The 20,518-nt window shown below is 59.7% G+C and carries 21 protein-coding genes; 12 read left to right on the forward strand and 9 right to left on the reverse strand.

All coding sequences use genetic code 11. The features are described 5' to 3' along the window. Positions 1-68 precede the first annotated feature (68 nt). The 5 genes from VGU25_08280 to VGU25_08300 all read left to right on the forward strand — a co-directional run bounded on the left by VGU25_08280 (position 69) and on the right by VGU25_08300 (position 4,554). On the forward strand, positions 69-803 hold the full coding sequence (locus VGU25_08280) for a hypothetical protein (GenBank protein HEV2577193.1): 735 nt from the start codon (positions 69-71) through the stop codon (positions 801-803). 1,396 nt (positions 804-2,199) lie between these two features. Beyond that, the gene (locus VGU25_08285) at positions 2,200-2,604 is read left to right on the forward strand and encodes a c-type cytochrome (GenBank protein HEV2577194.1); all 405 of its coding nucleotides are present in this window, start codon (positions 2,200-2,202) and stop codon (positions 2,602-2,604) included. Positions 2,605-2,775: 171 nt separating this feature from the next. Beyond that, positions 2,776-3,114, forward strand: coding sequence for an RcnB family protein (locus VGU25_08290; protein HEV2577195.1), 339 nt, complete (start codon positions 2,776-2,778; stop codon positions 3,112-3,114). 316 nt (positions 3,115-3,430) lie between these two features. Next, positions 3,431-3,835, forward strand: coding sequence for a BON domain-containing protein (locus VGU25_08295; GenBank protein HEV2577196.1), 405 nt, complete (start codon positions 3,431-3,433; stop codon positions 3,833-3,835). 53 nt (positions 3,836-3,888) lie between these two features. After that, entirely contained in the window at positions 3,889-4,554 is a 666-nt protein-coding gene (locus VGU25_08300; protein HEV2577197.1) for a general stress protein, read from the forward strand. A gap of 69 nt (positions 4,555-4,623) precedes the next feature. On the opposite strand, the gene VGU25_08305 is transcribed toward VGU25_08300, so the two are convergent. The 4 genes from VGU25_08305 to VGU25_08320 all read right to left on the reverse strand — a co-directional run bounded on the left by VGU25_08305 (position 4,624) and on the right by VGU25_08320 (position 7,443). Continuing rightward, entirely contained in the window at positions 4,624-4,827 is a 204-nt protein-coding gene (locus VGU25_08305) for a hypothetical protein (GenBank protein ID HEV2577198.1), read from the reverse strand. A 163-nt stretch (positions 4,828-4,990) separates the two neighbouring features. Continuing rightward, entirely contained in the window at positions 4,991-5,896 is a 906-nt protein-coding gene (locus tag VGU25_08310; protein ID HEV2577199.1) for a hypothetical protein, read from the reverse strand. 152 nt (positions 5,897-6,048) lie between these two features. Further along, entirely contained in the window at positions 6,049-7,185 is a 1,137-nt protein-coding gene (locus VGU25_08315) for a TIGR03435 family protein (protein HEV2577200.1), read from the reverse strand. A 108-nt stretch (positions 7,186-7,293) separates the two neighbouring features. Next, the gene (locus VGU25_08320; protein HEV2577201.1) at positions 7,294-7,443 is read right to left on the reverse strand and encodes a hypothetical protein; all 150 of its coding nucleotides are present in this window, start codon (positions 7,441-7,443) and stop codon (positions 7,294-7,296) included. 193 nt (positions 7,444-7,636) lie between these two features. Here VGU25_08320 and VGU25_08325 point away from each other — a divergent pair, with 193 nt between their 5' ends. The 5 genes from VGU25_08325 (at position 7,637) to VGU25_08345 (ending at position 10,164) form a co-directional block, all read left to right on the forward strand. Next, entirely contained in the window at positions 7,637-8,140 is a 504-nt protein-coding gene (locus VGU25_08325; GenBank protein HEV2577202.1) for a GAF domain-containing protein, read from the forward strand. A 127-nt stretch (positions 8,141-8,267) separates the two neighbouring features. Further along, complete coding sequence (locus VGU25_08330) at positions 8,268-8,888, forward strand: MEDS domain-containing protein (GenBank protein ID HEV2577203.1); 621 nt, start codon at positions 8,268-8,270, stop codon at positions 8,886-8,888. Between the two features lie 165 nt (positions 8,889-9,053). Beyond that, a complete protein-coding gene (locus tag VGU25_08335) occupies positions 9,054-9,368 on the forward strand; it encodes an RcnB family protein (GenBank protein HEV2577204.1) in 315 nt (104 codons plus the stop codon). 71 nt (positions 9,369-9,439) lie between these two features. Next, entirely contained in the window at positions 9,440-9,649 is a 210-nt protein-coding gene (locus VGU25_08340) for a hypothetical protein (protein ID HEV2577205.1), read from the forward strand. Between the two features lie 89 nt (positions 9,650-9,738). Beyond that, the gene (locus VGU25_08345; GenBank protein ID HEV2577206.1) at positions 9,739-10,164 is read left to right on the forward strand and encodes a hypothetical protein; all 426 of its coding nucleotides are present in this window, start codon (positions 9,739-9,741) and stop codon (positions 10,162-10,164) included. Between the two features lie 3 nt (positions 10,165-10,167). Here VGU25_08345 and VGU25_08350 read toward each other — a convergent pair whose 3' ends face one another. The 3 genes from VGU25_08350 to VGU25_08360 all read right to left on the reverse strand — a co-directional run bounded on the left by VGU25_08350 (position 10,168) and on the right by VGU25_08360 (position 14,246). Continuing rightward, the gene (locus tag VGU25_08350; protein ID HEV2577207.1) at positions 10,168-11,805 is read right to left on the reverse strand and encodes an FAD-dependent oxidoreductase; all 1,638 of its coding nucleotides are present in this window, start codon (positions 11,803-11,805) and stop codon (positions 10,168-10,170) included. A gap of 229 nt (positions 11,806-12,034) precedes the next feature. Then, positions 12,035-13,981: a ferrous iron transport protein B gene (feoB, locus tag VGU25_08355; protein ID HEV2577208.1), complete on the reverse strand. Its 1,947-nt coding sequence runs from the start codon at positions 13,979-13,981 to the stop codon at positions 12,035-12,037. Between the two features lie 4 nt (positions 13,982-13,985). Next, a complete protein-coding gene (locus tag VGU25_08360; protein HEV2577209.1) occupies positions 13,986-14,246 on the reverse strand; it encodes a FeoA family protein in 261 nt (86 codons plus the stop codon). Between the two features lie 180 nt (positions 14,247-14,426). Between VGU25_08360 and VGU25_08365 the strand changes: the two genes are divergently transcribed. After that, entirely contained in the window at positions 14,427-16,952 is a 2,526-nt protein-coding gene (locus VGU25_08365; protein HEV2577210.1) for a glycoside hydrolase family 2 TIM barrel-domain containing protein, read from the forward strand. Here the strand turns inward: VGU25_08365 and VGU25_08370 are convergent. Further along, entirely contained in the window at positions 16,949-17,545 is a 597-nt protein-coding gene (locus tag VGU25_08370; GenBank protein ID HEV2577211.1) for a hypothetical protein, read from the reverse strand. The two genes, VGU25_08365 and VGU25_08370, sit on opposite strands and share 4 nt — an antisense overlap. Positions 17,546-17,667: 122 nt before the next feature. Beyond that, positions 17,668-18,744, reverse strand: a complete 1,077-nt coding sequence (locus VGU25_08375; GenBank protein HEV2577212.1) for a sigma-54 dependent transcriptional regulator — start codon at positions 18,742-18,744, stop codon at positions 17,668-17,670. Between the two features lie 344 nt (positions 18,745-19,088). Here VGU25_08375 and VGU25_08380 point away from each other — a divergent pair, with 344 nt between their 5' ends. Continuing rightward, positions 19,089-20,510, forward strand: a complete 1,422-nt coding sequence (locus tag VGU25_08380) for a sigma-54 dependent transcriptional regulator (GenBank protein ID HEV2577213.1) — start codon at positions 19,089-19,091, stop codon at positions 20,508-20,510. The last annotated feature ends 8 nt before the right edge of the window (positions 20,511-20,518 follow it).

Genomic DNA, 20,518 nt, shown 5'->3' on the forward strand with positions numbered 1-20,518 from the left:
AGACACGCCTCCCGCAACCTTTGAAGCACTCACAAACTGAGATGAACAGCGCGACACGAGAGGAGAGAATGCACGAGTCGAATGACCAGAATGAAACCAAATCAATTCTTGACCGCTTCGGCGAGTGGTACGAGGCCTGCGTACCGATAAGAGTCGGGGCTGTGGCACTTGCTGTGCCAACACATGGTATTACGGCGTTGGCAGACGCAGGCATCATCAGCGCATTGGCTTTCCTCAAGCGAGAACGCCTCCAATGTCTCACCACCGGTTTAACCCAGCTAAATCTGCACCCATCTCCAGAAGAGATTCGAACCCAACGCTTCCTGGAGGCATTCGCGGCTGCCGCAGCAAAAGCGATGGAGACAAGACGGCAGGAGAAAATTGAGTTGCTCGCGCGAGTCTTCGCGGCCCATTGGAGAGAGAATCGATTCTCAACAGTAGAAGCCCAGGATCTATACGAAGAGGACTTAGAAATCATCGACGAGCTTGGGTACCGAGAGTTCGTGATTTTATCGCTTCTCTATAAGCACGAGTGTGAGACGCAGCGCGACCCGAGGGACAATGACCTAATCTTCGCTCGCAAGTTTTGGGACCAGTTTGAAGACGATGTTGAGGTGCAAACGGGAATCAGCCGAAAAGAGCTTCAAGGTCATCTTCAGAGGCTTGCGAGGACAGGTCTCTATCAACCCATAGTCGGCGCGTACCTTGGTTACACCGGTGGCTTGGGATCGCTCACAGAACGCTTTAGGCAACTCAAAGAGCTTCTATCCAAGCATCAAGCGGGAACAGAGCAAGTCGCGTAGAGGGCGAGTAGACGGGTGGCCAACCCGTAACTTTTCAGATCAAACACAAACGCAGTGGCGGGCGGGTGGCCCACCCGTAACTTCTTCGAACCACCACAAAAGCCCGGGTGCCCCATCCGTACGCGGCTGCATCGCGGACGGGTGGGGACGAGGATGCCTCCCTTCCACTCTCGAGCCACCGACACACCCAAAGCAAAACCGTAGAATCCCCTCAGGCCATGCCTTCCCATCTGAAGCGATACCAAACCTTCGGCCACGAGTCACTTCATCACCTTCACCTGTTACCACCGACTTCCCTTCCTCGACAGCGACCTCGCCCGCACGATAACGCCGAGCGCTGAAGGCGCGACCCATACCAGCCCAGGGCGCAGGGCACGCTTCTCCGTGCCCGTAGCCCTGGGTCAACCGCCCCGCGCAATCGGGGTCCCCGGCGAACTTGTTCGCTGGGGTGAAAAGCGCATCCACTCTGCCGAAGGCCGGAGTGAAGGCGAAGCCGTAACGACTGAATTGCCTTCCTTCATACCCGCCAACGAACCCCCCCGAAACGAAGAATCCCGCATCCGCGGGGCTCTCACATCTTTTTCTCTTTAGCAAAGCCGCTGCTTCACCACCCCCGCAAACCCCAGCAGGGCGGGCGGCCCACATCTGACCCAATCCCCACAATCGGGTGCCCACATCTCGATTTTGAGATGTGGGGTTCGCAGGCGTTTTAGTACAGAATCTACCCTTCATCCGCAGAAAGAGTGTCATTAGCGATCGAGGGCCCCTACCATCTATCGCGCTTAATCGATGCTGCCTTTGCACGCCGGATGCCCGCACATGCACTCGATATCCGGAGTATCCCCCGCGCCTTCGCACGACGCGCTGCAGTAAGAGGTTCCCGACGGAACCTTACACGTGCAGGGCGGATGCTTGCATTTGTCACGTTCTTTAGAGGTTGCCATCGGGTTTCATCCTCCTTCAGGAGTTGTCCCATCGTCGTACGTCGATGCTTGGCATCTGATTCGCCAAAACCGAAACCGCTGGCCCATTTTCGGATTACCGGAATCATACCCCCCGTTCGTCAGCACTGAAGCTGGCCCCGTAGTTCTCTCTCGAAACTTGCTCCACAAAGACTCACGCACGAACTCGAGCACCCCAATTTTCGCCGCCATCCCCCGTGCGGCACCCCGCCCTTTAGAATCAAGATTTTGCAAATAGAGGTCCACCGCTAAGTCTTTTCAATGGAAGATTTTGCGCAAAAACACCGGGGAGGGGGGGCCCCGCGCACCATCGTGATCCTCGCAAGCGCACGCAATCACATACTTTCTTCCTGCGTTATGACATACTTCTCCCGGCCGAAATCCAGCCTCCCCGCCGTAGCGGCCACTGGACTCCAGCACGCACGGAGGCACCAATGCTCAAACCGGCACTCACGCTCTTACTGCTTCTCCCGGCAACCACGCTCCACCAGCAAACCGCCGACGCGCCCAAACCCGCCGACGCACCCATCCCCGCCGCCGACGCCGCCAAGGTCAATCCCGTCAAAGCCACTCCCGTCTCTCTCGCCAAGGCCCGCAAAATGTACGGCTACGACTGCGCGATGTGCCACGGCGCTAACGGCAACGGCAAAGGCGATGTCGGAGCCGGCATGAACCTCAAGGACTACACCGACCCCGCCGCCCTCCGCGACCTCACCGATGGCCAACTCTTCTACATCATCCAGAACGGACGCGGCCAGATGTCCGGCGAAGCTGGTCGCCAAAACGAGCAGGAAATCTGGAACATGGTCATCCTCGTCCGTTCGTTCGCGCACAAGTGAGCAGTCCCGTGACCGGCGCGCCCCACCCTATACGAAGCCAGGAACGAGCCCCATTCCCTGCAGCAGAAATCTCTTCCCCTCCAAGCAACCCAGACCTCTCAACGTAATACTTGTGTCCCCGGAACAACAGTGCGGCCTCCGAGCCCATCCGACCACCTGAGGTCAAACAACTTGTTCAAGAAAACTCTCTCCACATTTATCCTCCTCGGCGCCTGCTGCGCGCCGCTCGCCGTCATCGCCCAGCAGTACGACCATCACGACGATCATGCTCAGCAGCAGCAGTATGACCGTCAGGGCGATCATGGCCAGCAGCAGTACGTCGAGCACAAGGAATGGAAGCGCGGCTACCACATGAATCACGACGACTGGGACCGCGGCCAGCAAGTCGACTACCGCTCCAGCCACCTTCAGCGGCCGCGCTCAGGCTACGAGTGGCGCCAGGTTGACGGCAACTATGTCATGGCCAACTCCCACACCGGTGTCGTTTCGGTCGTCGTCACACGGCACTAAGCTGAAATCGTCAACGGTTTACGAAGACCCACGCTGTATTTCACGCGTGGGTCTTCGTGTCTTCGCAGGTGCGCAGCTTCATCGCACATCAGTGTGCTCCGCATCGCCAATGTCGCTCAGCGTACCAACATCCGCAGTAACCCTCGTTCTCATCTCGCACAACATCACTCGTCTCCCCGGCATCTCATCACGTGATACAGAAACGCCTTTATTCAGCGCTTGCGCTGTACAAGGTTTCGTATAACGGCTGGATCCACCTCGCACTAAGCGTTCCTAGGCGAGAGCCCGCATCCAGCCATTTTCATGAGGTGATTCAATGTCCAAGATGTCCACGCCGTCCAGAACGGCTGCGGTTGCCTGCGCGCTTTTTCTGTTCTGCGCAACCCCCATCGTCGTCAGAGCACAGGATCAAAGCCCCCAGTCCCAGACTGCTCCCGATAATTCCGCAAGAAACAAAGATCACAACGCCAGACCCACCGCCGATCAGCAGCCGGAAAACAAGTCCGACCGCGAGATCACTCGCGACATTCGTCGCTCCATCGAGTCCGACAAGTCTCTCTCCACCTACGCGCACAACGTCAAGATCATCACGCAGAACGGCAACGTGACGCTCAGGGGACCCGTGCACTCCGACGAAGAGAAGCACACAGTCGCTTCCAAAGCTGCTGAGGTCGCAGGTGGTTCTGACAAAGTCACCGATGAGCTCACCGTCAAGCAGTAATCACGACCCCATTCACGCAAAATCAAATCTGTTTCAGTCCCAGGAGATCTCTCATGGCAGGTAAAAACACAGCAGCATTCGCAATCTTCCCCACTCGTTCAGCAGCCGAATCCGCAGTCGACCGTCTCGTCGCAGCAGGCTTCTCTAACCAGGATGTCTCCGTGCTCATGGCCGACAAGGACAACTCGCGTGAGTTCGCGACCGAGAAGAACACCAAGGCACCTGAGGGCACCGCAACCGGCGTCGGCGTCGGCGGCGTAATCGGCGGCACGCTTGGTCTTCTTGCCGGCATCGGCGCACTCGCCATCCCGGGCGTCGGTCCGCTCATCGCTGCGGGTCCCATCATGGGCGCACTCGCCGGTCTCGGCGTTGGCGGCGCAGTGGGTGGCCTCGTCGGAGCACTCGTCGGCATGGGCATCCCAGAGTACGAGGCCAAGCGTTACGAAGGCCGTGTGAAGGATGGCGGCATCCTCGTCTCCGTCCACTGCGACTCGTCTGAAGAGATCTCCCGCGCCAAGGATGTCTTGAAGCAGGCCGGCGGCGAAGACATCGCCTCCTCCGGCGAGAAGGCGGTCAGCACTCACACCGCGAACACCGACAAGAAGTACAGCGATGCGGAGCGTGTCGACGAAGAGATCGCTCGTCCCTACCCTCGCGAACCCATCGCCGGCACCACCGTTGTCGATGACGAACTCGTCTCCGACCGCACGCGGCGCTAACAACGGTTCACACGCACGAAAGGCGGAGCGCTCTCGCTCCGCCTTTCGTCTTTATCTCAGCTTAAACGGCTACCTGTTCGGTCGCGGGAAATACACCGGAACCAACCGCGGGCCAATCATCTTCGGCCCAATCAAACTCAGCACTCGGTCAATCGATTCCTCCGTGCGCTGCCCGGCCGCATGTGTCGACCGAATACCCTTCGCCACCATGTTGCATATCTCAAAACGATTGTTGCCATGGGATAGCGCAAGATGAATTTTTTCCGAACGCATAGGATCTCCAGTCATGCCGGTTGGATGAAGCGTGTGCGTCGGACTCACTTGAGCTTTAAATGAGAGGAAAGGCGGGCTACTCCTAAGACTACGCCCCCTTCCTCCATCGTGCCGAACAATCTCAACCCAACGTCACGTGCCGGGTGCCCCATTCATCGCAGTCTCATCGCGATGAGTGGGCTATGCCGCTCCCCGTCTCCTGCGCGCCAACGCCGCTCCGCAATTGGGCCTGAATCTCATCTTCAACTCGTGACCACACGCGGGCGTCGCAGCCTATCGCGTTATGCGTCATGAAAACGTGACGATTGAACCAGGAATACGATCGACACCCAACCGGCTGCTCGGTGTACTCGTACTCATAATTCCCCGTGATCCGCGTCCGCTTTGAATCTTCCGCGCGGATCGCCCGGCATCCGTGCAGAACCCCGCGCGTCTGATAGAAATCCGTCGCCTCGACAACATTGGCCGGGATGATACAGCCGTGCCCCCATCCTTTGTTCACGCTGTCGACCTGAATCGTCAGCCGGACGGGAATGCCTCGCCTCTCCAGATCCTCCGCCAGCCTGATCACCGCCGACCCGCCCCAGCTGTGACCGAACAGAATAATTCGCGCATCCTGCTTCTCCTGGGCGGAGAGCTGCCCATCCCCATTGGTATCCAGCCATCGGATGATCTGCCTTCGAGCCGCCGTCGTCTCCTTGTTCTCAAACACCGCCGCATGGAACGCTGGGAGCTTTTCGTCAGACAGGCGCCGGACGATCTGCACCTCCGGATGCCGGTCGTCATCCCTCTTGACAAATCCACCAACAAAACCGAGCACAACAGTGGAGGGATGGGCGGAGCTATGTAAAGGCATCTGAGGAGTTTGACCGAACGCAGAAGGCACAGTCAGCGCCAGAAGCACAGCCCCCAAAACCGAGACCTCGCCCCAGACCTGCCCTGAGACCTCAGTCCATCGCGAAAAATCCCCCGAACTCCGAGCACACCGCACGCGTTCTCCATTGTTCGCCATCAGCGCGAAAACCGCCATCCCTTCGCGCTCACAACGTCGTGCAAATGGGGGCTTCATGCGCTCCAGATCACTCCTCGCCGGCACCCCAATTTCGCCAGCATCCCCTGTGTGGGACCCAGCCCTTTAGAATCAATACTTTGCAAAAGAAGTCCACCCCTAAGTCCTTTGAATGGACGACTTTGCACAAAACAGGGGGGAGGGGGTGTCGGTTAGTTGGCAGACGGCTTTTCAACGTGATCGATGGCAAGCACATCCACCTGGGTCTTCTCTGGACTGAGCTTCAGACCCAATTGCTCCTGGATGGCCTCGAATAGGCTCGGAGCAGGTTCAACGCCGTCGGCAGGTTTAGTAATTGGCGGATGGCCGTTGAATTCGGACTCATCCGGTGTGAAGGTGACGGTGAAATCGTATCTCCCGGTCAGGCCCGTTTCATCCACCACGGGGCGGTCAAGCACCAGCGACTGAAGAAAACTCGTGAAGGCCGGAATCGGTGCGTTGTTCACAAACAGCAGCGAGCCATTCGCGGCCTCCTGCATGCCGATTCCGTGCAGCGAACCGTTCCGTTGGCCCGGCCTTAGCCTCGCACCACCCTTTCCAACCGTGAGAACGAACGCCGACATTTCTCGTTTGTCATGATGGAACTTCAACTGAAAGCGGTCCGCGAGGAGTTTGCGAATCATCACTCGCACCTGATCGGCGCTGGGCCTTCCTTCCTCGGCGGGCGTCGCGACAATATCGTATCGGTCCTTCTCTATCCAATCCGGAGCGCCAATGATCTGCTTCATCTGCACGCTATAAGCAAACATCATCAGGTCGGCCAGGGAAGAGTTGACCGTTATGAAATTCCGTCCCTTAAACGTGAGCGCTTGCATACTCGCGCCGTCTGTGTGATTCGGCTTGATCGTGGCGACTTCAAACGATGGGTCAGCGTCAGCGGGCATCAACTTGCGAGGCGCTGGAGGAGCCGGAATCTCCCATGCGGTCTCCTTCGAGGCGCGTGAAAACTCCAGAGGCAGCGACTTTGTAACGCCTTGCGTCCATGTGCCGGCGATCGCGTCTTTGGCCGCATTCATCTTGCCTTCATACGCGGTACCGTTGAGGTCGATCGCAAACTTCACCGTCGAGCCATCCTGCGAGATGGAAGAAACCGTGTATGGCAGTGGAGTCTCGTCAATGCTGTAGAGTTTGCCCTGCAGCTTGCCACCCTCTTCGGAGACAACCAGGATTAATCGCAGATCCTTGCTGTCCTTAAGCGTGCCCTGCCATCTGCCGGCAAAGTCCTGGGCACGCAGAGCACCGCCCATGAGCACTCCCAGCGCCACAATCAATAGCATCAACTTTTTCAAAGAATGTTCCCTCAAAGCCTGTCCGTATTTTAGGGAACAGAACTACCCCACCGCCCGGCAAAGGCGTGAAAGTGTTGGGCTGCCACTGAAAACAAGTGCCCCTTCTACTCACCCGTGCTTGAAGTGCTGGATCGCTCGCTCGTGTTTCTCGGCCGCCTCACGCGACGCGAACGTCCCCAGATTCTTGCGCTTTCCCGTCTTCTTATCCGCATGACGGCTGTAGATGCGAAATTCACCGGATTTGAGCTTACGAATCATAGCCACCTTGGATGCTGGGTGCGCCGCTCGCCGCACTACTCCGTCATCTTCAACTGCTAACGGTTTCCCTTCCGCACGCCCAGCGGATCCGCTACCGCCCGGAGTGGAATCTGATAGGCAAAGGAGTGGCGACATCAGTGCCAGACTCACCCTGCTACACTGGCCGCTCATGACAGACGCCTATTTGTCTCGTATGCTCGGCGTCGCCTGCGAAATGGCCGGCGCTCAGGGCGCCACCCTCTTCGTCGTTGACGGTTCCGTCCTGCGGCCCTTTCTCATTTACAACCTTCCGTCCGAGTACATTGAGGGCTGCGGAGATGTGAAGATTGGGACGCAGTGCTGCGGCCGCGCCGTCGAGCACCACCGTCCCTGGATCGTCACCGACATGCTCACCGACCCGCTCTTCTCCGACGGCCGCGCTGGCGCGCTCGCCTCTCCCATTCGCGCCGCTTTCTCCGTCCCGGTCATGGACGGCGACACCGTCATGGCCTCGCTCGCGGTCCACTTCACTCGCCCGCACGAGCCCTCAAAACTAGACATCGAGCGCAACGAAGTCTTCGCCAAACTCTTCGCCATCTCGCTCCGCACCCGCCTGCCCCTGACCGTGCCGGAGCCCCACTTCGCCTACGCCTCCGACCCCAGCTTCGACCTCGTGAAAAGCCTCGCCATGGATTCTGCGAACCCTTCCAGCACCTAAGCTCCCTGGATCGAATACTTTGGCCACAAGCCACGGAAGTGGTACCCAGACGCTTGCCCGTATAGGCAGCAAATATATGTCAGGGGCCGTCTCACAAAGAGTACGCACTATCGATTTCGGAGCACCATTGTTTAGTTCGGAACCGCAAGCACGTCAGGCCCTACCCGCACCCGCCCTCGCTCTCCCCCAGGACGTCCACGCAGGCTCGCACACTGTTGATTTCTACACAGACGATGACGCGTTCCTCGACAACCTGAGTGACATGATCGGCAGCGCCCTGAAAGTCGGAGGCGTCTGTCTGGTCATTGCCGCCGCGCCTCACCGTCAGGGCATCGCGCGCCGCCTACGCGCCGCGGGCATCGATCTCCCACTCGCCGTGCGCAACAGACAATACCTGCTGCTCGACGCGGAAGCTACCCTCGCCAAGTTCATGGTCGACGGCGTCCCAGATCGCGACCGCTTCTTCGCCGCCATCGAACCGCTGCTTGCCGACGCCCGCGAGAGCCTCGGCCCGAATGTGTCCTTTCCCGTCGCCTTCGGCGAGATGGTCGCCATCCTCTGGGCCGAGGGCAAACGCGATGCAGCCATTCGCCTCGAGCAACTCTGGAACGAACTCGGCAGCCGCCACTCCTTCGCCCTGCGTTGCGCCTATCCAAAGGACAACTTCGCGGACGCCGATCAGGCCGCCTTCTTCCAGCAGATCTGCGCCGAACACAACCACATCCTCTCTTCCGAACACCGGAACTAGAAATCACCGTCGCTCCCGGGCGCTTGGAAAACCCGTTAAGCCGGGCTGTGAGATCCCCCAACCGCGGAAAATGGGGGACCCGACTCACTCGACTTCCCAACCTCTCCCTGGCGCGGGCAACATTGAGTCCCCGCCCGTCAGTCCAACTTGCTGGAGGGAAAACCTTTGATCAAGAAGACCGTAGCTTCAGTGATTCTGTTCGGCGTCTGCTGCACCCCGCTCATGGCAGTCGCCCAGCACGACAACGATCACCAGGACGCCCATCACCAGCAGTACGTCCGCCACGACGACTGGAAGAAGGGCTACCACATGCGGCAAGAGGATTGGAGCCGCGGCGAACGCGTCGACGACTGGCGCGCCTACCACCTCAGGCAGCCGCCGCGCGGCTATGAGTGGCGCGAGGTCGACGGCAACTACGTTCTCGCTGCTGTTGCGACGGGCGTCATCGCTTCCGTCATCGCCGCTTCCGCGGCCCACTAATCATGCTGCCAGTTGCAGGGTGATGCCTGAGAGTCACCCTGCAGCCCGCAGTACGAACGATCCGTGAGACCATGAATCTCATGAGCAACTTCATTCCGAAACCTGGAACGCCCAAACTGAATGGCCTCGGGCCTAAGGCGCAGCGGCTCGCAGCAATGCGTGAAAAAGCTGCCCAGGCGAACAGCGAAGCGCCAGCAAACAGCGCCAACACAACCGCTGCGGCGAAGCCCCGGAATTCCTTTGCGGGCAAAAAGACAGCCTTCCAGCGGAAGGCGACCTAACCAGCCATAAAAACGGGCCTGGAATTCACCAAACCTCGGAAAGTGGCAACCGTCTAACCGGAAAACCACTGAATCCGAAGTGAGGTCGCATGAACTCTGGAGCGCTCGTAGCCGTAGCCCTGTTCGCCCTTGCCGCGCCCGCGCAGGAGGGTCCGCCTCCGCTCAATCCTGTTCCGCCGCCGCGCGAGACTTTCGTCTCTGCCGCCGAGGTCGTCCTGGACAACGCTGCCGCCGTTGACGTGAAAGCAGATAACGATCACTTCAGCGGCGCAATGCAGCAGCTTAGAGAATCTAATGACAACCTGAATTCCATGGCCGCCGACGATGGCGAAAAGAGCATTGCCGCGAGCATGAAGGACATCATCTTCCAGATCTCGTCCTGCCACATCCAGGCTATCGACGGCACGCCCACCGACAAGTGCGAGGCGCAGATCAAGTCCGCCGAAAGGCAGGCGATGACTGCCCTGAAGCGCCACAAGGAAGGCAGCTCCTGGGTCGGAGGACCGCCGGCATAAGCCCTACGCCGGCACTAACGGCTGCGGAACCGCCGACGGTTGCAGTGCGAGATATTGGTGGACGAAGGCAATGGCCATGCTTCCCTCACCCACGCCGCTGGAGACGCGTTTGATCGACGCGTGCCGCACATCCCCGACGCAGAACAGCCCCGGCAGGTTCGTCTCCAGTGGATAGGGATTGCGGTCCTCGTCTGCCCATCCTGGCAGATCGCGGCCAGTGCACACGTAACCGAGTTCATCTCGCTCCAGATCAGCGGGAAGCCAATTTGTCTGAGCATTGGCTCCGATCATCACGAAGAGCGCATCGGCACGTCGCGTCCGCGGAGCGTCGTTGCCCGTGACGGTGCAGATGGTCTCCAGCGAATGCTCGCCGCCGACGGAGACGACGCGCGTGAAGGGCTCTACCCTGATGTTAGACCGCGCATTGATCTGCTCGATCAAGTAACTCGACATCGTCAGTTTCAGCCCCGACCCCCTCACCAGCACGGTCACGCTGTTCGCGTATCCGGAGAAGAACATCGCTGCCTGGCCGGCGGAGTTGCCGCCGCCAACGATGAAGATGTCTTTGCCGATGACCGTCGGCGCCTCCATGCGCGATGCGCCATAAAGGACGCCGCGACCGAGGAAGCGATCGATGTTGTCGGCCTCGAGTCTGCGCCACTCGACGCCGGTCGCGAGAATTACGGCTCGCGTGCTTATGCGCTTGCCGCAGTCGAACTCAACGCACCATCCACCCTCAATCGGCTCGACGTTCGCCACCTCGCGTGTCAGGACAAGCTCTGCTCCGAAGTATTCGGCCTGACGCAGGGCACGCTCGCTGAGCTCATCGCCGGAGATGCCACTGGGGAAACCAAGGTAGTTCTCGATGCGCGATGAGGTTCCAGCCTGTCCGCCGACGGCGGTGCGCTCGATCAGCAGGACCTTCAGACCTTCGGACGCACCATACACTGCCGCGGCCAGGCCTGCAGGTCCCGCTCCGACCACAACCACGTCATAGCCATCGGTGCGCGGCTCGGTTCGATAGCCGAGCGCTGCGGCCACCTTGCGCACCGTGGGGGGCTGCCCAACGCAGAACGCGCGGTCCACAACGACGGCCGGCCCTGAAAGGTCCTTCGGCATGCACGGCGGCACGCGGTCCGGGTCGCGCTCGCGATCGACCCACTCGTAAGGGATGTGATTCAACGAAAGAAAGCTGCGAATGTCGCGACAGTCGGTGTCATACTGCGAGCCCACCACGAGCACGCGCGACATTGGAACTTCGACCATGCGGTCCTGAATCATGTTCAGGCGGCTGCTCATCGTTTCCATCACGAGTGCGCGGCATTCCTTGGAGCTGTCGAGCAGCTCCTTGAACTGCACGCGGTCCAGCTTCATCACGCGCGAAGGCTCCCGCGCGCGCAGCGAGGCAATCGCCGCCGATCCGAGCAACAGCGGGGTCTCGCCACCGAACTCGCCCTTGTTGTAGCGGTTCACCACCAGCTCCTGCCCGTTGATGTACTTCAGCACATCGAAGGATCCTTCAATGCACAGGTAAAACCACGGCTGCTCACCTTCACGAATCAGCCAATCGCCCTGGTTCAGATGGATATCTGCCGCTGTGCGTGCGAAGCGCTGCAGCTGTGCTTCCGGAAGACACGACAACAGTGGAAATTCTCTAAGCTCTTCGAGGTTGAACAAAGGACCCTCCGTCCTGCAGGGTGCCGGTCACTCGGCACAGTTTGTCGGAGTTTTTCTGGTGGCCATGCGGGCGCGCCGCTCTGGCTTCGAAGTTGCAGCTATCCCAAGAATACGCCGCCAGTTCAACCAATGTTCCGCGGCAGCTTTCTTGCGAAGGGGTTTTGAAACGAGCCCGGCGGAGAAACGGTGTTGCTTAGAAGAGATGCAGGAAAAGCTGATTCGTTAGCAGCGCGCCGAGATACGCCGCGCAGCTCATATACGCAAATTGCAGGGCGGGCCACTTCCAGCTATTCGTCTCGCGACGTACTACCGCAATTGTTGAAGTGCACTGCATCGCGAAGGCAAAGAAGACGACGAGTGCAATCGCGCCGCCGATGCCGAGATCGTGGTGCAGCGCCTGCTGCAGACTCGCCGCATGCGTAGAGGGATCGACGCCATACAGCGTGCCAAGTGTGCCGACGATGACTTCGCGCGCGACGATCGAGCTCAGCAGGCCGATGCCGATCTTCCAGTCGAAGCCGAGAGGGTGAATGACCGGAGCGATGAATTGGCCGATGTGGCCGATGACGCTCGAGGAAAGATCAGAGAAATGACCGCCGTGGACTGGAAGAACGCTGAGCAACCAGACAACGAATGTGCAGGCCAGGATGATGGTTCCGGCCTTTTTCACGAAGAGCTTGCCGCGATCATAGAGCCGCAGCGCGAGCGAGCGCGGCGTAGGCCAGCGGTACTGCGGGAGCTCCAGCACGAACGGCGCGGACGACGCCTTCATTACGCGCGAGTTGAGCAGCTTCGCCGTGAAAAGAGCCATGAGGAAGCCGAGCGCGTACAGACTAAGCATGACGGTTGCGCGCAAGCCAACGAGATGCCCAATGATGTGGCGGTCCGGAACGAACGCCGCGATGATGAGCGTGTAGACCGGCAGCCGCGCAGAGCAGGTCATGAACGGTGCGATGAGAATCGTTGCGAGGCGCTCGCGCTTGTTCTCGATGGTGCGTGTGGCCATGATGGCAGGCACAGCGCAGGCATACGCGGAGAGCAGAGGGATGAACGCTTTGCCATTGAGGCCGATCGCACGCATCACGCGGTCCGCAATGAGAGCGGCGCGCGCGAGATAGCCAGAGTCCTCAAGGATGCCAATGAAGAGGAAGAGGAGGAGAATCTGCGGAAGGAAGACGAGCACCGATTGCACGCCGTTCCAGATTCCCTCGCGCAATAGCGCGCGAATCCAGTTGTCCGGCAGAGATTGCGCGACGAAGTTGCCGGCGCGCGTGAGCAGATCGCCGAGGCCGTCACTGAGTGGCTGGCCGATCGAGAAGACAACCTGGAAGACCGCGATGACAACCACAAGAAAGATGAGCGGACCCCAGACGCGATGCAGCAGGATGGAGTCGAGGCGGCGCGTCCACAGCGGCGATTCGGGCTGCTCGAAGTGACTGCGTGTGGAGACCTGGCCGGCCCACTTGCGGCAGGAGGCCGGGCTCTGAATGATGGGCAGGCGCGCGGAGCCGGGTCGCGTGAGCGGGAACTCGTTGAACTGGTCGAGGAAGTCGCGGATGCGATCCATCCCGGTGCCCTTCGCAGCGCTGATCAGGGCGACCGGATGGCCGAGCTCATGCGCAAGCGAGAGCGGTTCGATCTTGCCGCCGCGGGCTTCGAGCAGGTCCGACATATTCAGCAGCACGAGCGTCGGCAGACCGAGCGAAAGAATCGGCGCGGCGAGCATGAGCTGCCGGTTGAGGTGCATGCAGTCGAGCACGAGCAGGACGGCATCTGGCGCGGGCACGCCGGGCATGTTGCCCTTCAGCACATCGACCGCGACGCGGGCGTCCTCAGAGTAAGTTGCGAGCGAGTAGATGCCCGGCAGGTCGATCAGCGTGAGGTCCGGACGGCCGAAGCTCTTCATCGTGCCGGAGTGGTGCTCGACGGTGACGCCAGGGTAGTTGGCGACCTTCTGTCGCATCCCGGTCAGCCGGTTGAAAAGCGTGGACTTGCCGCAGTTGGGCGGACCGATAAGCGCGATGGTCCGAATGCGGCCGGTGCGCTGCTTGACGTTCTTCGAACCATTCGTAGAGATTTCCGGAGTGGTTACCGGTGGCTCGGCAACAGCTGCGGTAGATGTCGGAGTGCAGCAGTCCATTGGGCTAATTCTTCCCGGTGAGGGCTGCCCGGGCTCCGGGAGCATCGAGTTCCACGGTAATGTGACGGGCGGTTTCCTTGCGGAGAGCAACCTCAACGCCATCTATCCGGTAGACCGTAGGATCGCCGGCGGGAGCGCGGCGGAGGACTTCGACATTGGCTCCGGGAAGGAAACCAAGGTGGGCGAGGTGGTCGCTGACCTTGTCCGGGAGCTCCAGCGCTTCGAGGATTGCGGATTGTCCAACTCGGAGATCGCTGAGGGCCATGGATCTACCTCTCCCGACAGAAATACGACCATTGCTGTCGTAGTTTGAGTATATACCTGGTCGCAGATTGTGTGGGAGTCGGGAGTGGCCTGTCGTGGTACGAGCAAGTCGGTAAGCGGAGTTTTCCTCCCGGGTGTGGAAAGGGTTCTGTATGCTTTCAGCTTTGGAGGATATAGGGCGGTGTTCGAATTAACTCCGAAGCTCACGCGGCGACAGGTGCTCGCGGCAGGGGCGAAGATTGCTGGAGGTGCGACTGCTATGCAGGTTTCACCAGCGTTGGCGCGGGCGATCAGCACACCGGTGGGCGCGGATAAACCGATGGCGCCGGTGCGACTGACTGATGGATGGGAGTTCTTCAAAGGACCGCTCGGCGGCCCATGGGAGGTTTGGCACAACCAGGAGCTCGCAGTGTTTGAGAAGGTGGCGATGCCGCACTGCTTCAACGCGATCGACGGTTGCGATCCGGAGGTTCCCTACTACCGTGGCCAGGGTTGGTATCGCACATGGATTCAACCGAAGAACCCCTATGCGAATGGCCGGACGCTGCTGCACTTCTGGGGCGCGGGCCAGATGACGACAGTCTGGGTCGGCGAAGAGAACCTGATCGAGCACAAGGGCGGATATGACGAGTTCGTAGTGGATCTGACGGATGCGCTGGCGAAGGTGCGAGCGGATAAGCGCGGCGTCCCGGTCGCCGTACTGTGCGACAACTCGCGGCGGATGGATACGATTCCGAGCGACTTCTCGGACTTTTCGCTATATGGCGGACTGTATCGGCATGTGGAAATGTTGTATGTGCCGCAGCTGTCGATTGAATCGCTGCATGTGACGGTAGAGGGCGCAGACACGAAGGAGCCCAAGGCCAAGATATCGACGAGAGTGTACACGCCCGGGAGCCGTTCATGGGCCGGGAGCGCAGCAGTCACGATAACAGACCCGTCTGGAAAAATCGTGCATGAATCCACACGCGGGCTCGAAGCGGGTGATCTGGCGAACGGAGAAAGCCGTCTCGATGTGGTTGTCGTCGATCTTACCGACGTGATGCTGTGGTCACCATCGAACCCTCATCTATATACGTGCACACTGACGCTGACCGGCAACGGCGCAAGCAGCGCGGTGACCGAGCGGTTTGGCGTGCGGCACTTTGAATTTGTAGAGCATGGACCCTTCAAGCTGAACGGTGAGCGGTTGCTGCTGCGCGGAACGCACCGTCATGAGGACCATGCCGGATATGCCGCTGCGATTCCCGATGACGTAACGCGCAAAGAGTTCCAGATGATTAAGGAGATGGGCGCGAACTTCATCCGGCTCGCGCACTATCAGCAGTCGCGCCTGGTGCTGGACCTGTGCGATGAGCTTGGGCTGCTGGTGTGGGAGGAGTTGCCGTGGTGTCGCGGCGGGATCGGCGATGCGGCATGGCAGCAGATGGCGAAGGACAAGCTGACGACAATGATCGATCAGCATCGGAATCATCCGAGCATCATTCTCTGGAGTCTGGGCAATGAGGATGATTGGCCGACCGAGTATCCATCCGTGGACAAGGATGCGATTCGCGGGTTCATGACCGAGCTGCGCGATATGGCACACAATCAGGATCCGACGCGGCTGACGAGCTTCCGCCGCTGCGATTTCGCGAAGGACATTCCCGATGTGTACTCGCCGTCGATCTGGGCTGGATGGTATCGCGGGCTGTACACGGAGTACGAGTCGGAGCTGAAAAAGCAGGCGGCACTGGTGCCGCGGTTCATCCACATGGAGTGGGGCGCGGACAGCCACGCCCGCCGGCACAGCGAGACGCCGGACAAGGTGAACGCGGAGATCAAGACCGGCACGGGAGCAGATGAGCGCGGGCTGGATTACCTGCCGACCGGAGGGATTCCGCGTGTCTCGGCCGACGGCGATTGGAGCGAGACCTACGCGTGCAATCTCTTCGATTGGCACTTGAAGGTGCAGGAGTCGCAGGATTGGCTGACGGGCGCAGCGCAGTGGATCTTCAAAGACTTCACCACGCCGCTACGCGCAGAAAATCCCGTGCCGAGGATCAATCAGAAGGGCGTTGTGCAGCGCGACCTGACGAAGAAGGAATCGTACTTCGTCTTTCAGTCCTATTGGGCTGAGGAACCGATGGTCCACATCTACGGGCATACGTGGCCGGTGCGATGGGGCAAAGACGGCGAGCTGAAGATGGTGAAGGTGTACTCGAATTGCGAGGAGGTAGAGCTCGTTCTTAGCAGCCAGTCGGGCGAGAAGTCGCTGGGAGTGAAGCCGCGCAACCCACAGGACTTCCCTTCCGCCGGGTTGCGTTGGACGACGGCTTTCCCAGCAGGCAAGGCTTCGTTGCGAGCGGTGGCCAGGCGTGCCGGCAAGACAGTTACGGATGAAATTTCATTCGAGTACGAGACGCGGCAGTGGGGAGCTCCGGCGCAGTTTGAGTTGAAGGAGCTTGCGCGAAACGGCAACCATGTCACGGTCGAGGCGCTGCTGGTGGACGCGAGCGGCGTGCCGTGCCTGGATTCGCGAAAGGTAGTGCGGTTCAGTGCGGCAGGCGATGCGCAGATGCTGGACAACAGGGGCACCGTAGGCGGCTCACGCGTGGTACAGCTCGCGAACGGGCGTGCCTGGATGACTTACAACATCAAGGGGGATTGTATCGCTGGAATCAGCGCCGACGGACTCCCGCCGGCGTTCCTGAAAGTAAAGGCTTAGCGGCGGGCGAGCGCCTTGGCAAGCCGCGGGCGGCGGAACGCGAGGGCAGCGAGCGCAAGCAGCGAGGTCGCGAGCAGCATCCAGCTCGAAGGCTCCGGCGTGAGTCCCGGCGGTACGACCACGTGCGTGGGCGGCGTCGGGAAGGCGCCGAAGGGGCTTGGATACTCCGGCGAGTAGATCGGCGGACTCACGACGTCGGGCATCGGCTGTAAGGGGAGCAGCTCTGACGGCGGCGTGTTCATTGCAACCGTGACCGGTGGAATCTCAGGCGGCGGCAGCATATCCATCGCGAAGCCGAAGTTCGTCAGGGTGAGCGGCGGAAGCTGCCCGTCCACGGGCTGTTCAATCAGGGGAACTGCGCACGCGAAGTCAAGCTGAGCCAAAGTTTCCTTGGGCGTCTTCGGATGCCAGTTCGGATGAGCCTTATCCCATGCTACCCAGCGCGCTGCGGTGGCGGCGCTCACCCGATGGTGGCGCACCTTCTTCTGAATAAACCGCACGCACTCGGTGGATGCATGGACGCCTACCACTCCGAGGCTAATAGCCGCCGCTGTAACGATCAGAACCAGCGGTAGACGGACGATAGGTTTCATTGAAGCCCTTTCAACTGCACCACCTTGGATGCACTCTATTGCATGTAAGGTGACACAATTCTTTCCCAGCAGCGGGTTTCTTAAGTCACTGGAGGTTTAATCCAGAGTACCGTGAAACCCTGTTACAAACGCCGCCCCGGGCCGAGATTGCTGCCTGATTCGGGCCGTGGCGGTACTTCGTCGTGGATCGGAGAATGAGATGGGTTTGGCAGATTGCCCGCATCCACTTCATTCAGTTTGTAAAGCAGCGAACGATAGCTCATCTGGAGCCATTTGGCGGTCTTCTGCCGGTTCCAGTTGTTCGTCCGAAGAACCTTGAGAATGATCTGGCGCTCGAGATCCAGCGTCGCCTTTTTGGTGATGCGTTTGAGCGAGAGCGGCTGGCTGAGATCGATGTCCGCGACAATGCTGTCGCTGGAAAACGCCTGCGGGAGCAGTTCGGCCGCGAGGAGTTCCTCGTCACCGATAAGTACATGGCTGCGGACCAGGTTCGCAAGCTGGCGAATGTTACCTGGCCAGTTGTAACGCTCCATAAGTTGAATCGTGGAGCGCGAGATGGCTTTGGGCGTGAGCCGGAAGGTCTTGGCGTTTTGTTCTGTGAAGTATTCGACGAGCGGCTCGATGTCTTCGCGGCGGTGGCGCAGCGGAGGAAGATTGATGGTGACCGCATTAATGCGATAGAGGAGATCGAGGCGAAAGGTGCCTTCTTCGACTTGCCCGCGCAGATCGCGATTGGCGCAGGAAACAAGGCGGGTCTCGATGGTGCGGGTGGTGTGGCCGCCGACCCTTACGAAACTGCCGTCCTGGAGGACCTGCAGCAGCTTGGACTGAGCGGACAGATCCAGACTGCCGACCTCATCCAGGAAGAGGGTGCCGTTGTGGGCCTCCTCAACGCGCCCGCGTTTGGTCGAATGTGCTCCGGTAAAAGCGCCCTTTTCGTAGCCGAAGAGCTCGGTCTCCATCAGGCTTTCGGGGATCGCCGGACAGCTGACCTTTACGAGCGATCCCTTGGACCGGCCGGAGAAGATGTGCAGGAAGCGCGCGCACACCTCTTTTCCCGTGCCGCTCTCACCCTGCAGAAGAACCGGTACGCCCGTATCTGCGACGCTTTCCAGCTTCTGCCGAATAGCCCGCATGGCTGCGGTTCGCCCAAAGGCGAGCTCCAGCGGCGGCAAATCGTAGAACTCTGCGAAATCCATGGTCGGTCCAGTCTCTAAATCACTACAGTTGCTGTAGCACGTTCCGTGCCAATTCCTGAATCACCGGTGGAGATTTAAGGAGTTGCCTTGAAATCGACTCTTCCGCTAATTTTTCGGGTTAATTTTTTGTACACCGTGAGGGACAGGATATGTCGGGGGTGTGACTTTTTTTGCCTACAAAAGTGCAAAGTTCTTCCCTTTCGGATGAACTCCGGCTACACTTGAGCCGTCCCGGGGCCTCCGTAAGTCTTCTAAATTACTGTGGCCTCGCGGTTTGGATTTATCTGTCCGCATTCGGGGCAGGCTATCGTGAATTGCGGCTTAGCCCGCCGGAGTTGCTTGGAATGCCTTCATCTCTCGCTATCCCGGAATCACCTTCCCGGACGGCCGTGCCGGCCCTCCCCCGGCTGTACGCGCTGGACGCGAACGTTGCGGTGCTGCACTATCTGCGGCGCACGCTGGAGGATCGTTACAACCTGAAGGTCTTTTCCGAGGAGCAGGCGTTTCTCGACTGCCTGAACAGAAATGAGGCCCCGGATCTGATCCTGCTCGAGTGGGAGAGCATGGACAAATCGCTGACCGTGCTGTCTCACATTCGCGCGAGCCTCCCGGACGTGCCGATCGTGATGCTGTCGTGCACGGCGGAGGTCAAGGATTTTGAGGTGGTGACGCGGATTGGGGCTCGGGGCATCGTCCTGAAGCCGTTCCTGGATGGCAACCTGGAGAGCGCTATCGAGGAGCACCTGGCGCAGGCGCAAAAAGCGATTACTGCAGAGCCGCAGGAGATTCCGCTGGATGAGACACACTCGTTTGTGCGTTCGAGCAAACGGATGTGCGAGTTGCAGGCGCAGGCGACCCTGGTGGCCAAGAGTGATATCCCGGTGCTGATTCTTGGCGAGAGTGGAACAGGCAAAGAGATACTGGCGCTGTACACACACAAGATGTCGAACCGTGCCCACCGGATGTTCCTGAAGGTGAACTGTGCGGCGATGCCGGCAGATCTGCTCGAGAGCGAGCTCTTCGGCTACGAGCAGGGCGCGTTTACGGGCGCCGTTAAGACGAAGCCCGGCAAGTTTGAGGTATGCACCGGAGGCACGATCTTCCTGGATGAGATCGGCGAGATGCCCGCAATTCTGCAGGCGAAGCTGCTGCAGGTATTGCAGGACGGGACCTTTTCGCGGCTGGGCAGCCGGTCGCCCATGCGCGTAGACGTTCGCGTCATTGCCGCGACCAATATCAATATGAAGGAAGCGATCGCACGAAAGGCGTTTCGCGAGGATCTCTACTACCGCCTGAACGGATTCTCTCTTTCGATTCCGCCGCTGTGCGAGCGACGCGATGAGATTCCGCTGCTGGCGAATTACTTCATGCGCAAGGTGGCTAAGAAGTACGGACGCACGCCGCTGCCGTTGTCCAATCAGCTGCTCGACGCATTCCAGAGGTATTCGTGGCCCGGCAACCTGCGCGAGATGGAAAACGTGGTGAATCGCTACTTCATCCTGGGCGATGAGCGACCGATTCTTGTGGAGATGAATCCGTACACTCCGTTCCGAAGCGAGAGCAATGGATTGAGCGACTCATCGGATGGCGGGGGCCTGAAGCAGATTGTGCGCAGTCTGAAGGGCGAAGCCGAGGCAACTGCGATCGCGCAGATGCTGGAAAACAAGGGATGGAACCGGAAGGCTGCGGCGAGCGAGTTGCAGATCAGTTACAAGGCTTTGCTATACAAAATTAAGCAGTATGAACTTGCACCGAAACGGGCCTGAAAGACTTC

The organism is Acidobacteriaceae bacterium, assembly GCA_035944135.1.
In the GTDB taxonomy this organism is placed as follows: Bacteria; Acidobacteriota; Terriglobia; order Terriglobales; family Acidobacteriaceae; genus Granulicella.

Bases quoted from the DNA above. Each gene is read 5' to 3' on its own strand.
- VGU25_08280 (HEV2577193.1), top strand. From the start codon at position 69: ATGCACGAGTCGAATGACCAGAATGAAACCAAATCAATTCTTGACCGC.
- VGU25_08285 (HEV2577194.1), top strand. From the start codon at position 2,200: ATGCTCAAACCGGCACTCACGCTCTTACTGCTTCTCCCGGCAACCACG.
- VGU25_08295 (HEV2577196.1), top strand. From the start codon at position 3,431: ATGTCCAAGATGTCCACGCCGTCCAGAACGGCTGCGGTTGCCTGCGCG.
- VGU25_08300 (HEV2577197.1), top strand. From the start codon at position 3,889: ATGGCAGGTAAAAACACAGCAGCATTCGCAATCTTCCCCACTCGTTCA.
- VGU25_08305 (HEV2577198.1), bottom strand. From the start codon at position 4,827: ATGCGTTCGGAAAAAATTCATCTTGCGCTATCCCATGGCAACAATCGT.
- VGU25_08310 (HEV2577199.1), bottom strand. From the start codon at position 5,896: ATGAAGCCCCCATTTGCACGACGTTGTGAGCGCGAAGGGATGGCGGTT.
- VGU25_08320 (HEV2577201.1), bottom strand. From the start codon at position 7,443: ATGATTCGTAAGCTCAAATCCGGTGAATTTCGCATCTACAGCCGTCAT.
- VGU25_08325 (HEV2577202.1), top strand. From the start codon at position 7,637: ATGCTCGGCGTCGCCTGCGAAATGGCCGGCGCTCAGGGCGCCACCCTC.
- VGU25_08340 (HEV2577205.1), top strand. From the start codon at position 9,440: ATGAATCTCATGAGCAACTTCATTCCGAAACCTGGAACGCCCAAACTG.
- VGU25_08345 (HEV2577206.1), top strand. From the start codon at position 9,739: ATGAACTCTGGAGCGCTCGTAGCCGTAGCCCTGTTCGCCCTTGCCGCG.
- feoB (HEV2577208.1), bottom strand. From the start codon at position 13,981: ATGGACTGCTGCACTCCGACATCTACCGCAGCTGTTGCCGAGCCACCG.
- VGU25_08360 (HEV2577209.1), bottom strand. From the start codon at position 14,246: ATGGCCCTCAGCGATCTCCGAGTTGGACAATCCGCAATCCTCGAAGCG.
- VGU25_08370 (HEV2577211.1), bottom strand. From the start codon at position 17,545: ATGAAACCTATCGTCCGTCTACCGCTGGTTCTGATCGTTACAGCGGCG.
- VGU25_08375 (HEV2577212.1), bottom strand. From the start codon at position 18,744: ATGGATTTCGCAGAGTTCTACGATTTGCCGCCGCTGGAGCTCGCCTTT.
- VGU25_08380 (HEV2577213.1), top strand. From the start codon at position 19,089: ATGCCTTCATCTCTCGCTATCCCGGAATCACCTTCCCGGACGGCCGTG.